Annotated in this window: 12 protein-coding genes; 5 read left to right on the forward strand and 7 right to left on the reverse strand. The window is 32.5% G+C overall.

The features are described 5' to 3' along the window. The coding region (locus CVD18_RS17790; protein ID WP_146052835.1) for a hypothetical protein at positions 1-198 on the reverse strand (198 nt) is incomplete at its 3' end. A gap of 134 nt (positions 199-332) precedes the next feature. On the opposite strand from CVD18_RS17790, the gene CVD18_RS17795 reads away from it, so the two are divergent. After that, positions 333-563, forward strand: coding sequence for a helix-turn-helix domain-containing protein (locus tag CVD18_RS17795; protein WP_146052836.1), 231 nt, complete (start codon positions 333-335; stop codon positions 561-563). Positions 564-808: 245 nt separating this feature from the next. Here the strand turns inward: CVD18_RS17795 and CVD18_RS17800 are convergent, their stop codons facing one another. The 5 genes from CVD18_RS17800 to CVD18_RS17820 all read right to left on the reverse strand — a co-directional run bounded on the left by CVD18_RS17800 (position 809) and on the right by CVD18_RS17820 (position 10,142). After that, a complete protein-coding gene (locus CVD18_RS17800) occupies positions 809-5,773 on the reverse strand; it encodes a DNA repair ATPase (protein WP_103866787.1) in 4,965 nt (1,654 codons plus the stop codon). A 159-nt stretch (positions 5,774-5,932) separates the two neighbouring features. After that, positions 5,933-8,032 (reverse strand): flotillin family protein, encoded by a 2,100-nt coding sequence (locus CVD18_RS17805; RefSeq protein ID WP_103866789.1) that lies wholly within the window; start codon positions 8,030-8,032, stop codon positions 5,933-5,935. 5 nt (positions 8,033-8,037) lie between these two features. Then, positions 8,038-8,748 (reverse strand): hypothetical protein, encoded by a 711-nt coding sequence (locus CVD18_RS17810; protein WP_103866791.1) that lies wholly within the window; start codon positions 8,746-8,748, stop codon positions 8,038-8,040. 275 nt (positions 8,749-9,023) lie between these two features. Continuing rightward, entirely contained in the window at positions 9,024-9,740 is a 717-nt protein-coding gene (locus CVD18_RS17815; RefSeq protein WP_103866793.1) for a PspA/IM30 family protein, read from the reverse strand. A gap of 6 nt (positions 9,741-9,746) precedes the next feature. Further along, positions 9,747-10,142, reverse strand: coding sequence for a molecular chaperone Tir (locus CVD18_RS17820; protein ID WP_103866795.1), 396 nt, complete (start codon positions 10,140-10,142; stop codon positions 9,747-9,749). Between the two features lie 328 nt (positions 10,143-10,470). Between CVD18_RS17820 and CVD18_RS17825 the strand changes: the two genes are divergently transcribed. The 4 genes from CVD18_RS17825 to CVD18_RS17840 all read left to right on the forward strand — a co-directional run bounded on the left by CVD18_RS17825 (position 10,471) and on the right by CVD18_RS17840 (position 15,181). Next, positions 10,471-11,232, forward strand: coding sequence for a helix-turn-helix domain-containing protein (locus CVD18_RS17825; RefSeq protein WP_103866797.1), 762 nt, complete (start codon positions 10,471-10,473; stop codon positions 11,230-11,232). A gap of 180 nt (positions 11,233-11,412) precedes the next feature. Continuing rightward, on the forward strand, positions 11,413-13,782 hold the full coding sequence (locus tag CVD18_RS17830) for an outer membrane beta-barrel protein (RefSeq protein ID WP_103866799.1): 2,370 nt from the start codon (positions 11,413-11,415) through the stop codon (positions 13,780-13,782). A 126-nt stretch (positions 13,783-13,908) separates the two neighbouring features. Next, positions 13,909-14,856: a sensor histidine kinase gene (locus CVD18_RS17835; RefSeq protein WP_233194580.1), complete on the forward strand. Its 948-nt coding sequence runs from the start codon at positions 13,909-13,911 to the stop codon at positions 14,854-14,856. A 4-nt stretch (positions 14,857-14,860) separates the two neighbouring features. Beyond that, the gene (locus tag CVD18_RS17840) at positions 14,861-15,181 is read left to right on the forward strand and encodes a LytTR family DNA-binding domain-containing protein (RefSeq protein ID WP_146052837.1); all 321 of its coding nucleotides are present in this window, start codon (positions 14,861-14,863) and stop codon (positions 15,179-15,181) included. Positions 15,182-15,195: 14 nt separating this feature from the next. Here CVD18_RS17840 and CVD18_RS17845 read toward each other — a convergent pair. Continuing rightward, positions 15,196-15,451: integrase core domain-containing protein (locus tag CVD18_RS17845; RefSeq protein ID WP_146052838.1), on the reverse strand; the 256-nt coding region annotated here is incomplete at its 5' end.

The following is a 15,451-nucleotide window of genomic DNA, read 5'->3' on the forward strand; positions in this document are numbered from 1 at the left end:
ACATATCTTTTTAAGACCAAAAGCTACAGAGGGGTCAATATGACCAGAATGGGGGTCAGTATCCATAGAATATCCAGGCAGACAAACCGCAGGTAAAAAAATATTTCCATCATAAGCACGCCAAATACGCCGCCTGAAAGATTTATAAGAACTAATTACCCTAACGATTAATAAGTGTTGCGGAACTAAATTTTTCATTACATATTTTTAGGTGTTTTTATTGAGTTACTTTTTATAATTAGGTCTTGTTCAAAACAAAGGTAGTAAAATAAATAATTTTGGTGTCATGCATGACATCCTTTTTTGTATTTGAAATGCAAAAATTTGTCCTTATGGACAAAACAGATTTTACAGAACAACATAAAGCTATAGGGAAACGTATCAAAGAATTACGCATAAAAGCAGGGTATTCCAGCTATAAGAAATTTGCGATTGAACATAATTTTGAAATGAAAAGTATTTGGCGTTGGGAAGCAGGAACAAACTATAAATTAGATACTTTGCTCAAAATCGCCGAAATTCATGGAATTACCGTTTCTGAATTGTTAAAAGATATAAAATAATCCTTGTCCTTATGATGGGGGGATTTTATAAAGCGATCTAATACCAGTTCTGATTTAAACTTTTTTGATTCTGGCGAAAAATAGTTATTTTTTGATCAATTGAAGTGTTTTTATAGCGAATTGAAAAAAATTTAAACCACTTCTTTAACCATAGTAATGCTATGCTAAAATTAAGCCCCTTTTTTTTACTGTACTTTCAAACTTTATAACAAAGCTCTAATGAATGAATGGAGTTAATGAATTCATCACTTTTCTAATCCTTTTTTTAAGACCTTCTGTATTCCTGCTAGATGATCACTAAATTGCATCATTTGGGCTAATACTTGTGCCATTTCGTTTTTGTCTCCAAAGCCTTTTAATTTATTATTCTTGATAAAAGTTTCTTTGATAATTTCCCAACGAGTATGCTCTTCATTTGTAATGATTTGAGTCATTTCTTTATATTTGAGCAAGTTGGCTTCGGCTGCGCTGGTCAATGTTTGAGATTCATTTTCATAATGAGAGAGTAAAAGTGTTTGTAATTCTTTCTCATTCATTATAGGAACCACCTTAGAGACTAGCTTGCTCATATCTCTATAGGATCCTTGTAGTTTGAATGAAGGTTCTGTGCGATATGCATCCTCCATCGCGGCAGATTTTATATAGGTTTCGTTTACTTTGAGCACCGTGTCTCTTATTGTGACTACTTTTTTGAGTACAGAAACATAATCTTGTATTTCTTGTTTGGTATGATTTCCTTTGAGTTCAATGCCTTCTTGAGAACCTTTTTCAACAATCTCAATAAGCTGGTAGATATCGTCAAAATATTTACTGCTTAATTGGTGCAGTACGGGATTAGAGGTCAGTGCATTCTCGATGAGGCTTAATTTGAAAAGATCAGCAGTATCACCAATTATGTCTCCCAGATTATAAATATCAGCACGATTGGCTAACATATCAGGGATCTGAAATTTATCACCGCTTTCTGTATATGGATTTCCAGCCATGATTACGCAAAATCTTTTGCTACGTAGGTCATAGGTTTTTGGGTTACCATCATATACTCCTTCTATTTTTCTGGTTCCGTCTGCCAATGAAATGAATTTTTGCAAAAACTCTGGATTACAGTGTTGGATATCATCAAGATATAACATCACATTGTTTCCCATCTCGAAAGCCAGATTGAGTTTTTTTAACTCTTCTCTAGTAGCAGCATTATTTGCAGACATTGGATCAACAGAGGTAACTTCATGACCAATTGCAGGGCCATTAATTTTCATAAATACTAATCCCAGTCTGTTTGCCATATACTCCATAAGTGTAGTTTTACCATACCCAGGAGGAGATATTAGTAACAACATACCCATTCTATCGGTACGTTTATTCTCGCCCACACTACCTAGTTGTTTGGATAGGTTGTCTCCAAATAAAGGAAGGTATACTTGGTCAATTAATTTGTTTCTTACAAACGAAGAGAGGACTTTGGGTTTGAATTCACTTAACTTAAGGTCTTCTTTTAATTCCTCGGTTACTTTATGTTTTGCTTCACGATAAGCATTAAAAGCAGGGACTTCTATTTTTGTGTATTCTTTTAGTGTCGAAATAAAACTATGGTAATTAAACTCGAATACACCTTGATCAATGGTTTTATGACTTCCTTTTAGGTCATCGATGTCTTGTGAAGGGTTGACATGGATGATTTCTGAGGTGGATTCGTCTTTAAATAGTAAGATAGAGACAACTTCATGAGCGTATTGAATCTGGGATGGATGATGCGTTTTTATGTAAGAAGTAACCCATTGTAAGGCTAGATTTATTCTGTCATTCCAATTAGTGTTTCCATTGGTGCGCGTTTTGTTGTCTAATTGAAGGGCGTCTTTAAATTTGACAAATACTTTTTTCTTTTTGAGTGTAGCAATAAAAGTTTCAGAAAGTTCATTTGCAGTTTGACTAATACAAAAGGTGTGATTGTTTTGTAGTTCGTTAAACAGATAAGTTGCAATATTATTCGTGATCTCTTTTGTGTTGTTGGTTTCTTGAATCAGGTTTTTGAGTAGTTCTGAATCAAGGATTTCTGATTCTAGATGGGTGATTACTTTGTGATACTCGTCACTATCAGGAAAAACGTCTAATACTTGTCCAGAAGCTTTAATTGTAGTGTCCCAATACGTTTGTTTATCGGGGTTTTGACTGTACCAGAAATATTGTGCAAGAGCTCTGGTGTTTGGTGTGAATCGTAGTAACCCCAAATCGTGATCTAAGGTGATTAATACTTTAAGAATTTTGCAAGCATCAATATCATGAACTCCCTTTATATACCCCTCTGCATAATTTTTACTGCTTTCAGATTTTACGAGTTCTAGTAACTCTTTTTCGTTGAATGATGTAAGATCTCGGTTTGTTATTTTTGTTGTAGATTGTGATACATCAACAAGATTATCAGTCTGATTTGTGTTTTGGTTATAGGTGGTATAGATTTTATAAGCCAGGTAGCTCGCTCGATAAATGTATTGATTTTCTGAAATTAACTCTTGATCCCAGTATTTCTTTGATTTTAGTAAAACCTCATTGGTGGTCTCTTTATAAAAATCGGTTCCTGTAAGGTGATATGCCAGCGCGTTATTTTTGTATATGATGGTTAAATCTAGTGGTTGTTTATTTACACCAAATTTGTGTTTACCTAGTTTGATAATGTTTTCTCCATCTTCATAGAGATCTTGTTTGTCTTTTAGTTTTCGTGTAGCGTCTTCTTTGGCAACTTTTAAGGCAGTTTCAATAGTTTCTGCTTTACCAGCATCGTCTAGTTCTTTTAATTGAGATATGATATCCCTCAATTTATTGATCATTAAATCTGATGCAAAATACCCGTTGATATCTAGTGCAGACGCAAAGCTGAGTGCTTTCTTTGTGACTCCTTTTAGGATTCTTTCTGCGGCATTTTCTAGTGCAACAGCCTTTTTGTTTCTAGCTTCTATCAAGCTATTTTTGCGAGCTTCAAAAGCATTATAAACTTCTTCTCGTTTTTCTATAATGAGTGTGATAAAATCTTCAAAATCGGCAAATCGCCCTTCTAAATCTTCTAATTGAATAGATATTTTGTTTAATAACTCATCAGTTTTTTCTGGTGTATTGGCAATATCAAGGTAATTGATAATACTTTGATCTACAAGTTTAATCTGTGCAGCAAATTCTGCGTTAGCTTCTTTGCTTCCTAGAGACTTGATTTTGTTTTTGATCCCTGCTTTAAGCTGATTGATGGTTGCAAAAATCAGAGAGATATTATCGATAATTTTTGTAGAATGTGAGGTGTCTTCTATCTGTAGGTTGGAAACAATGTCGATCAACATTTCTAGATCGGTAGCAATTTGAGTTACCTCTTCTTCTAGTTTTTTTGCATTGATTACTTTGTTGATTTTATCGAGTTCGATTTGTTTTTCATCTACTCGATCATGATAGGGGAGTAGTGATTTATCATCTAATAAAAACTGAACACATCGTTGTGATATTTTCTCTGATTGCTCTGCAATTTCTGTTTCTAAGGTTTCAATAAATTGCTTGTCTACATATCTAATATCATTAAGTCCTATTACTTCTCCTCTTAAGGTGCGTAATTGCGATAGAACAGATACAAAATCATCGATAGCACGAAAAGAGCTACTTTTTATTTTACCAAAAATATGTGTTGCTTTATCCTCAATTTCTTTAGTAATAGTAGAAGCTGTTTTACGTAATTGAACTACTTTTTCAAATTCATCAATCGCGGCATTGGCGGCGCCATTAATTTCTTCTAGAGGAGTATCAAGTCTATATGTCTCTTCTTCTCTAATCCAATAATAACTGTCAATGATATCATTAGAAAATTTAGCGAGATCGTCATATAATCCGTCATAATTATCTTCTTTACTAAGCAGAGTGATCAGCGCATTACACTCTGCCATGGCTTTGACTATGTCTTTATTGCCAATTTTGTAAAGAAGGGTGTCGGTATGTTTTGATGGTAATACATCTCCTTTTATAAAAGGGGTTTGCCAAATTTGTATTACATGGTGTTTTGTTTGTTCATTTTCGGTTCTGAAATAGCATAATTCGCCATGTTCCAGAATTGTAAATCCATTACAGATAATAGGTGTTTTTATTTCTTGTTCTATGATATTATACGACATAAGGGTGTATAACCCCTTATTACTTTGATAAAATACATATAAGAAATCTTCTCCGTTGGGAGAACTTATTTTTTCCTGAAACTTAACATTGGATACCTCATTGGTAAATAGCTTAAAATCTCCAGATTGCAGATAATATCCGTTGGGATATATGATTCCCTGATCATCAGGGAGCAATATACAGGAATCTTTTATGCTGTCAATTTTTTTGACTTCCTGTATTTTATGGTTGTATACAAAATGACGGGGGTTTTCTTGAAAAGGTTTGATTTCTAACGCAATAAGATTTCCTAAGTCTGCAAAGCGATATTGTCCATCATCTAGTGTCTGATCTATGTGCTCTACAGCTTCATCAAGAATACCTTTACCTTCATCTGTGTTATCTTCTATTTTGATGGTTAAATCACCTCCTACAGTTTCAACAAAAACTTTATCAAGAATAGAGATATGAGGGTGTGTACCGTAGCGGTGCATATCCCGAGTAACTTCTGTCCAATTAAACTCATGTTGTTTAGGAAACTTGAATTCATGCTCACTGCGATTATCTACATAGGTAAGTTGTCCTTCATTAATCAACCATTTAAAGGTTTTGATATCTGAGATACTATCACTAAGCTGAAATACCATATGCAAATAGTTGCCAACAATTGCAAATTTTGAAAATACGGTATTGCGATAATATTTATAGAGATTAGTGAATTCACCAATGAAGATAGTATCATTGATTAAGTCTAAAGGCTTTGCAACAAAATGATTATCGGTATAAGTATAGATACTAAATACATCTGCAAGTGTAATCTCGGTACGTAACCCAAAATGAACATTATATCCAAAAAGACAATATTGACCAATGGTAACAATATCTTGAGCTATACAGTTATGTTCTGTATTAATGCGGTTATTTGCAATTAACTTGGTTTCTACATTACCAAAAACATCTTTACGTGCGTCATTAAGTCGTATAAGGCGATTTTGGAGTTCTCCTTTATGTTTTTGCAAACGGTTTTGGATGATCTCATAAGTGCCCCCATCCAATTGAGTATGTTGATTGTTGTTTTCTTCTTGCATATGATGATACTCTAGTGTTTAATCAGAGTGATTTAATGAGCTAGTTTCTTTTTTTGAATGAGAAACAAATAGTATCTTTTTTGATAAGTAAAGACAAGAGTGTCTTTGCAAATAAGATTGATTTCTCTCCTTGAGTCAAGGAGAGAAATCAATACTGTTTTATTTCAGTTTTTTATCAGATAACCCTAACCCTTTGGCAAGATTAATTAGGTTTGTAAACATGTTATTTTCTGATGGATCGGTGGTCTTTTGCTTTAACTCTAGTAAAAGATTGGCTATTGTAAGGTTTTTGATATCCTCTGAAGAGATTCCGTATTGAGTTGCAAATTCTTTAATTTTTTGCAATAGATTTCCTTTTACGTCATCACTACCTAATATTGCATCTTTTACATCTTGTATATTATCAGAATGTTTTACAAGCCTATCGATTCCTTTTGCTTTTGTGATTTGACCTACAATTTGATCAAAGAACATGGTTTCTCCTCCTACAATATCAATATTTGCGGCTTTAAGAGCTTCTCCGATTACTTCTGCTTGTGCATCAGCAATTTCTTTTTGTATATTGATATGTGCAAGGTCTACTTGTAATTCTTTGTCTAGACGTAGTTTGAATTCTTCGTGCTCTTTACCTACACCATCTAATTTTTTCATGGCCTCGGCTTTTTCTTCGATTCCAACAGCTTCTGCAAGTGCAATTTCTTTGTTACCTTCTGCTTCTGCGAGTGCTTTTTCTTTAATTACATGTGCTTCTGCAACCCCTTCTTCTTTTACTGCTTCTGCTTTGGCAAGTGTTCCTGCGGCTTCTGCTTTGGCTGTCTTTTCTATAATGTTCGCTTCAACCAATCCTTCTCGTTCTCTGGCATCTGCTTTTGCATGCATAACTTGCGCTTCAGACATCCCCATTGTTGCTTCTTCTTTGGCCTGTGCTTCTGCTAATGTTTTACGAGCCTCTGCTTCTTTTTCACTAGCTTCTTTTTGTGCTTTTGCTTCGATATTGATTTCTTCGGCTTTTTGCTTGGCAGCTTCTTTTTGAGCTTCTGCAGCCTTGATAGTAGTAATTAAAGCTTCTTGCGCATTGGCTTCTGCAATTGTAATTTTTACTTGTTTCTCTCGATCAGCAGTTTTAAAAGCTTCAATGTCTTTCATGTTTTCTTGCTCTTCAACGACCCCTTTTTCTAATGTAACTCGATCGCGAATCACATCCTGAATATTTTTCTTCTCTACTTCAACTACTTTTTCTTTTTCGATTTGTGCTAATGTTACAATACGTTCACGTTCAGTAGCTTCTAGCATTCTATCTTTTTCTACTCTTTCTGTTTCTACAGCATCTGTACGTTGCTTGTTTTTGGCTGCTACAATAATCTGGCGTTCCATGTTTTCTTCTGCTACTTTTACTTTTTCTTCTGTAGCAATGCGAGCAGTTTCAGATTTTAGGCGTTCCTCTTCAGCAACTTTTAAAATTTCGGCTTCTTCACGAGATTTAATGTTAGAGATTTCTCGTCTTTGTTGTTCTTCTTTTTCGGCTAATTGTTTGTCTAATTCAAGAATTGCCTCTCTTGCTTCTACATCTTGTTTGCGAATTACTTTTTCTTCGTCACGTTTGATGAGGTTAGACTTGATATTTTGAGCTGCGGTGAGTTCTGTTATTTTTTTGATTCCTTCAGAATCAAGGATATTGTCGGGTTTTAAGACATTGAGTGCCGTTTGTTCCAGATCATCAATAGCACAGTCATCCAGAATGTAACCATTAAGGTCAGTTCCTATAATATTTATGATTTCATCTCTAAATTCTCTTCTGGCTTCATATAATTCAACAAATTCGAATTTTTTCCCAACTGTTTTTAATGCTTCAGAGAATTTAGCATCAAAAAGACTACGTAGTGTGTCTATTTCTGATGCGCGGTTACAACCAATAGTTTGAGCAACATTAATAATATCTTCAACAGATTTATTTACACGTACAAAGAAAGCTACTTTGATATCTGCTCTGATATTATCTTTACAAATTAACCCATTGACACCTGTTCGTTCGATTTCTATTTTTTTAATAGAAATATCCATGATTTCAATTTTGTGCAATACAGGGATTACATATAATCCTTTGTCAAAAGCTACAGATGTGCCCCCAAAACCAGTACGAACCAGAGATTCTCCTTGCGGAATTTTTCTGTAGAATATAGCGATTATTATAAAGTATAGTACGATGAGAAGTACTAAGGCTACCACCACTATGATGGCAATATTTGCAAGGTTGCTCATAAATATTAATTTAAAGGTTGAATGATATAAAGTTGTTTATTTTTTACTTGATTTATGATCTCTACAGGGGTATTGGCAGGAATTTCTATTCCGTTTTTAGATTTTACCATTACTTTGATAGGATCAGATTGAATTTTTATCTCTAGTGTTGTTACTTTTTCTCCAGAAATAGGACTTTGTAAAATTCCTTGTCTGCCTAATAATTCTAGTGCATCCTCTCCTTTATTATTGAAATTGGTGAAGAATCTTTTGAAAGGAATTGTGAAAATCTTGGTCAGAAATAATGCAGGGATGATTCCTCCAAAGAAAAATACAAATCCAAAATCATTATTATAGCTATGTGTTATAGAGGTTCCTGCCATTGTAATTGCCCACCAAAATAATACAAAGAAAGAAAAAGTAAACATGAATGGAAGCCCTACAAAATTAAAATAAATCAAGAATACTTGAAAAAAATTCAATTTTCCTCGGCGACGAATTATATCTTCTTTTTTTACTTCTGTATTGGATATCTCGGGAATATCCAGATTTCCTCTGGCATCAAAACCTGCATCTATATCTGTATCTATGTCTGTATCGATATCTATATCTGCATCAAAAAAATCTAAATCCAATCCTGTAAGTGTGGTCAAAAACCAGTATAAGATCAGTAATCCAAAGAGAACAGTCAATGGTAGATTGACTATTGAGATTGCTATGTCAAATAATTCTTTCAAGGGTTCATTTTTTTTAGTATTAATTAGAAACTTTTATACGAGTTTTATCATAATCCTAATATGTCAAAAATAGATAATATTACCCGCTATATGGTCACTGTATATAGTGATACCTATTCATGATTATTACATTGTTTTATGGGGTTTTGTTTTTATATAATCATTAAGGTATTTTGATAGGCATAGAATAGATTTTTAGTCATTTCTTGCTGCCATCTTGAGTATTAATGTCATTAGTCTAATGTTTATTACCATTGGATGAGATATTTTTTATATTACTCTTTTTTTGAGGAGTCAATACCTAGTTGCTCTTTTAGTTTAGCCAAATCAAGTTCTGCATTTGTTTTTGTAGTGTCTACAGCAGTATCAATTTCTTCGTCAATAGATTTTGAAGTGTTTGCAATGTCTCCATAAGCATCTGCCAATGCTTCTTCTTGGTTGACCTTGTCTTTCATTCGTTCTAGCATAGAGACAGTACTAGAACTATCTATTTCTGCCATTTGTTTATTTACATTTTTTGTAGCTGTAGATACTTTTACTCGTGCTTTTAATGTTTTGAGTTCATTTTCCCACTTACTAATATTCTGTTTAATCGTTTGCACATTTTTTTCTAATTGATCAAGAGAGGTATCAAATTTTTCAGATTCACCTTTGCTACGATTACTATGTTGTAGTGTTTCTTCTTTTTTTATGAGAGCTTCTTTGGCTAATCGATCTGCTTCTGCTGTGTCCAGATCTCCATTTTGAGCTTTTTTTAGAATAAGCATTGCTTTTTGTTGGTAATCTTCTGCTTTTAGAGCAAATTCTTCTGTATCATTTTTGGCTCTTATTGCCAATGCTTTTACTTGCGCCAATGCTTCAAGGCTTTTTTCTAAATCAGTTTTCATATCCCGTATTCCTTGCTCTGTCATCTTGATGGGATCCTCCATTTTATCAATAGCAGAATTTGCTTCAGCTTCTCCTATTTTAAATAATCGTTTAAAAAAGTTCATAGTATTTTAGTATTTTGAATAATTTATAATTTGGTCAGAATATTCACTTAGTAGTAAGCCTAGAGAGTTTAATGAACCTTCCAATTCATTAAGATCCAGGTTTTCTATCCTTAATGTATCTCTAAAGATTACTTTCTCGCCAGATTCATCCAAAACAAAGGCCCCATGTACAATGTCTCGATTTTTCTGAAGTAAATTTCTGTAAATAACTTCGTTCTTATTTTTAATATTGAAAATATGTTGTTCCATAATTAGAATAGGAGACGCAACACCCAGAATCATGTTTTTGATTCCTTCATTTTCTTTGCTAATCATAATAATGCCTTCGGTTATATTTTCATGAGTGATATTATAGTTGAGTCTTAGTAAATAATCTTTTACTAGTTGAAAATAATCTTGCATTTGATGGTTTATTTTTTTGATGATAATTAGTAATTATTTTAATGTTATTTGGGGTATATCAATATTACAAAAAGCAGTATAGATTTTCTATATAGTTTATAGTTAAATTAACAAGGTAATACACAATGACTATCATAGTAATGATGATTTTAAAGTTAATAACAAGATTGAGTTGCTAAAAATTTTAGTAATTCTCTTTTTTTATTATGATAGGGGGCGGTGTGTAAAAAGTATTTCTACTAAAATTAGCATTTTTAAAAAGTATTAGCTAATATTGTTAGTGTAAAAGTACAATTATTTTTTATGATTGCAAATAAAATTAGCAAAAATGTCTTTTTTTGGAAAAAATATAAAGAAAATCAGAAGTGTAAAAGGTTTAAGTCAACAAAGCTTTGCTGAGCTATTTGATTTAAAAAGAGGGACTCTAGGGGCATATGAAGAGGGCAGGAGTGAACCGAAAATAGAAACACTAATTAAAGTAGCTAATTATTTTAGCATTGCAATTGATGATTTGCTAACAAGTGAATTGACAGTAAATCAACTTTTGAAGTTCAAAGGAGATCTTACTACCTATGCCGAGGATCTGAAAAGAGAGAAATTTGCCAGTATTCCTTGTATAACAGAAAATACAGCTCATGATTATATTGCTTTATATGATAAGGAAGGGTTTGTAAAAGAGTTGCCTACTTTGCAATTACCTTTGAATGTTACTAAAGAATTTAGAGGATATACCGTGAGTAATCTCGAAATGACTTCACATGATAAAGGGTTTTATCCCAAGGATATTGTTGTTGGAGAAAAAGTGCCTTCTACGGTAATAAAAAAGTTAAATAATGGAACATTGGTTTTTGTAGTAGTAGAGGAGAAACTAATTTTTAGAAGACTTTATGTAGCAAAAGGAAATGTTATCCTAAGAGCTGATCACAAAAATATAGAAGATGAAAAATATACACTCTCTGATATCAAAGAAATGTGGAGAGTACGATATGTTTTTTTTAGAAGAATACCTGATTTTGGAGATGATGTAGAAGACAAAATCTTGCTTATAGAACAAGAGTTGTTGAAAATGAAAAATCGATTGCCTGAGTAAATTAGCTGAAGAGAGTATATATTACGTATTCAGTTTCTTTAGTTTTTTGAGACATAATTCTATCGTCAAAAAAACCCGTTTCATCTTTTTTTAATCCTATTTCGACAGAATCTACTTTATAAAATAAAAGACCCATTATAGTTTTGTTTCTATAATTAAAGTGAAACAAATAAAGTAAAGATGGAACTCAAAAAAATAATTTTTCTTTCCCTAGTGCTATTAGGAATTACTTACAATTATGGGCAACACCGTATTACAGGGAAAATAGTAGACAATAATAATGCTTCTTTGGTTTTTGCCAATGCTATTTTATACGCAGATAAAACAAATACAGCAATTTTTGCTGTTGCTACCAATGAAGATGGGATTTATCTTTTTGAGAATGTAGAAACTGGACAATATCGTATTGAGGTTTCTATGATAGGATATAAAACGAAGGTTTCTAAGGTCTTTAAGTGTGATAAAAGTACAATGAATTTATCATTTGACTTCTCATTAGACTCAGAACAACTAGATGAGGTTGTTCTTACTTATAAAAAACCGATTATTAGACAAACTGCAGAAAAACTGATTGTAGATATCGAAAAATCAGAAATGATAAATACCAATCTACAAGATGTAATGAAAAAGATTCCTGGTGTAATTGTTACTAATGGAAAACTGAATTATGGAGGGCAAAAGAATATTCGTATACTAATTAATGGCAAAACCACAGATTTTATAGATATGGCTGCATTATTAAGGGAAATGCCAGCAGATAATATCGCAAGTGTAGAGCTAATCCAACAACCAGGAGCAGAATATGATGCCGAGGGATCTGGGCCTATTATTAATGTGATCTTAAAAAAGAATACCAAATTAGGAACGCATGGCAGTATAAAGAGTACGGTGGGATATGTAGAAGATGTTATGTATGGTACTAGTGCATCAATTGCTAGTTATAAGAATAAACTGAATTGGCAGGCCAGTGCAGGATATACAAAATCATCATGGAGAGAAGATTTAATAATCTCTCGTACGGTTTTGGATCAAACCTATGACCAAACATCTATTTCCCCCTATGATCCAGAAACATTTAGTGTACGAGGAGGGATTGATTATTATCTTACGAATCAACACACATTGGGAGTAAGTGTAAATAGGATTGACTCACAATCGGATCGTGTAACAGCCAACACAACTACTATTCTTGATGGCAGTACTGCAACCAGTCTGTTTACAGATAATAGTTTTGATAGAGATAGAAGCACTTTTACAGTGAGTCCGTATTATGAATATAATGATCAAAAAAATAAAATAAGCTTAGATTTCAATTATATCGATTATGAGTATAATAACCAAAATAATCTATTCAAAGTAGGAGAAAGCCCAATAGCGTATCGTAGTCAGCGTTATTTTCAAGAGGCAGCTTATAAAATTTTTACATATAAGGGGGATTATAAGCGCACAGAAAATGATAATTTTAATTGGAGTGCAGGAGCAAAATACTCAAAAGTAGATTCAGATAGTGATCTACAATCATTTACTCACAATGATCAAAGGGTTTTTGTAAATAATGATGATCAGACAAATCGATTTTTGATAGATGAAGATATTTTGGCAATCTACTCAAAATTGAATGCTAAACTTGATAAATGGTCATTTTCTGGAGGTTTGCGTTGGGAAGAAAGTGATACCAAAGGAATATCAGTAACCCAGAATGAAACGAGAACAAGAACAATTTCTAAACTATTTCCAAGTCTGAGTATTGGTAGAGAAATAACCCAAGAATTAGGAGCATCAATTGCCTATAGCTATAGAATACAACGACCATCATATAACTCATTAAATTCTTTTGTATACTATTATGATCCCTATACTTTTGAAGAAGGGAACCCTAATCTGAAACCTGCATTTACAAATAGCTTTAGATTTAATCTTACTTACGAGAATCAGCCATTTTTTAGTGTAAATTATAAAGAAACAACAGATGCATTATTTGAAATTATCACTCAAAACGATACATCAGCAGAAACTTCTCGTTCAGTGCTCAATCTTGCCGAAAATAAAAGTTTTGGTGCCAGTATTTTTGCACCATTGGATTTTATAAAAGGGTTAGACGGGTTTTCTGGGCTTATTGTAAATTATAATGAATACACCTCAAAAAAATTAACTCCTGCATTGGATTTATCACAATGGAGTTTGACTTGGTATACCAGTGCAGAATATAAGTTGCCTTGGGGAATTAATTCAGAAATATCTGGATATTATACAACGGGAGGATTAGAAGGGCAAATAGAGCATGAGTGGATGGCAGGTATTGATCTGGCAATAAGTAAGAAATTTATGAATAACCAATTAAAAGTGAGTCTAGAGTTTGAAGAAGTTTTGAACAGGAAATTCCTAGGAGCTGTTACTTATGATAATGTAAATGCAACTATTGAGAATGATTGGGCTCGACAAAATATATATATGCAATTACATTATAGCTTTGGTTCCAAATTTGGTAAAAATAAAAAGAGAAGTAATGTATCTAAAGAAGAACAGGAAAGGATAGATGATGATAATTAACCAATAGTTAAAAGAGTATTGTTAGAAAAGAAATATATAAATTGAGAAATAAGATTTTATATGAATACAAAACTTAATAGGACTGATTGCATACTAATAGTGGCTTTTTATGTAATATCAGCGTTGATGAATTGTATAGACTATTATAAAAGAGATCATAGTTTAATAGAATATTTTGTAGATATCCCAACAGCTACTATTACATCTTTTTGCGTTGTTTTACTCTTTATGTATTGGTTAATACCCAATTATTTAATAAAAAAACTTAAATATGTGCAATTCATAGTCTTTGCAGTTGTAGCACTCTGTTTTTTTGGAAGTATTGAATATATAGTAGGCTTTTGGTCTGGAGATAATGATTGGAGTAAGTTTCCTAGATGGTATAATCTAATTTTGATCAGTATTTCTAATGCTTCTAGTGATTCGGGGCTTATTTTTGGGGTATTATTGACTAAAAAGTTTTATGAAAATCAAGTGCATTTTTTTAAGGTTCAAAAACAACAAAAAGAAAATGAACTAAAGTTGCTGAGATCACAAATAGATCCACATTTTTTATTCAATAATCTCAATACTCTTGATGCATTGATTGATAGAGATACCATAAAAGCCAAAGAATATATCAATCGATTATCTTTGATATATCGATATTTGATTCTAACCAAAGATGCTGAGGTGATGGAGCTTTCTGAAGAAATTAATTTGGCAGAAAATTATATTTATTTAATGCAGACCAGATTTGGGAAAGATTATAATTTTAGCATAGAGAAGAAAGTATCTCTTGATGATAAGTTTATCCCTACTGGAGCAATACAAACATTATTAGAAAATGTAGTAAAACATAATAAAGCAGTTCATGATACTATTATAAATGTTGTTGTCAGGGTTGAAGAGAAATGGTTAACGGTAAGCAATGATAAGTATACAGGATACTCAGAAGAAGAATCATTTGGTACAGGGTTAGAAAATTTAAGAGCACGCTACAAATTATTATCAGATACAAAGATACATATTACTAATACTACATCATTGTTTGAGGTAGCGATACCTATTATTAAATTAAGTGATGAATCCTAAGGCTATGAAAATACTGATTTTAGAAGATGAAATCCCAGCATATCAAAAATTGATATCATATTTGGAAGCATATTTTGATAATGAAATTATTCATGATTGGGCTCGTTCTGTAATAGATGGAAAAACGTTTCTAGAAACCAATACCTACGATTTCTTACTGTCAGACATTCAATTATTAGATGGTTTGTCGTTTGATATCTTTGACTCGGTAACTTTTGATTGTCCAATAATTTTTTGTTCAGCACATGATGAGTATTTGTTTCAAGCTTTTAATACAAATGGTATCGCATGTTTTGACCCCTATAAAACAAGAGTAATCTTTTAAATTTGGATTATTAATTATGCTACTCTATTTTTCATTAAAATTAAGTGTTTGTCTTTGTTCCATTTTTCCATAGGAGTTATTCTTCCCAATAGTCCATGATGCCTTACGTTGTTATAGAAAACCACATATCTTTTTAGTATTTGTTGAATCTCTCCAAATGTTCTATACTCAAATCGTTGAAAGACTTCTTTTTTAAGTATTCCATGATAAGCTTCTACATGTGCATTTTCCTCTGGTGTAGCAACATGAGTAAACTCTTGACTTGAAATT

The organism is Aquimarina sp. I32.4 (genome assembly GCF_002924285.1).
Taxonomy (GTDB): domain Bacteria; phylum Bacteroidota; class Bacteroidia; order Flavobacteriales; family Flavobacteriaceae; genus Aquimarina.

Excerpts from the sequence above, each read along its gene's own strand:
- CVD18_RS17795 (WP_146052836.1), top strand. The coding sequence starts at position 333 with ATGGACAAAACAGATTTTACAGAACAACATAAAGCTATAGGGAAACGT.
- CVD18_RS17835 (WP_233194580.1), top strand. The coding sequence starts at position 13,909 with ATGAATTGTATAGACTATTATAAAAGAGATCATAGTTTAATAGAATAT.
- CVD18_RS17830 (WP_103866799.1), top strand. The coding sequence starts at position 11,413 with ATGGAACTCAAAAAAATAATTTTTCTTTCCCTAGTGCTATTAGGAATT.
- CVD18_RS17840 (WP_146052837.1), top strand. The coding sequence starts at position 14,861 with ATGAAAATACTGATTTTAGAAGATGAAATCCCAGCATATCAAAAATTG.
- CVD18_RS17815 (WP_103866793.1), bottom strand. The coding sequence starts at position 9,740 with ATGAACTTTTTTAAACGATTATTTAAAATAGGAGAAGCTGAAGCAAAT.
- CVD18_RS17800 (WP_103866787.1), bottom strand. The coding sequence starts at position 5,773 with ATGCAAGAAGAAAACAACAATCAACATACTCAATTGGATGGGGGCACT.
- CVD18_RS17820 (WP_103866795.1), bottom strand. The coding sequence starts at position 10,142 with ATGCAAGATTATTTTCAACTAGTAAAAGATTATTTACTAAGACTCAAC.
- CVD18_RS17825 (WP_103866797.1), top strand. The coding sequence starts at position 10,471 with ATGTCTTTTTTTGGAAAAAATATAAAGAAAATCAGAAGTGTAAAAGGT.
- CVD18_RS17805 (WP_103866789.1), bottom strand. The coding sequence starts at position 8,032 with ATGAGCAACCTTGCAAATATTGCCATCATAGTGGTGGTAGCCTTAGTA.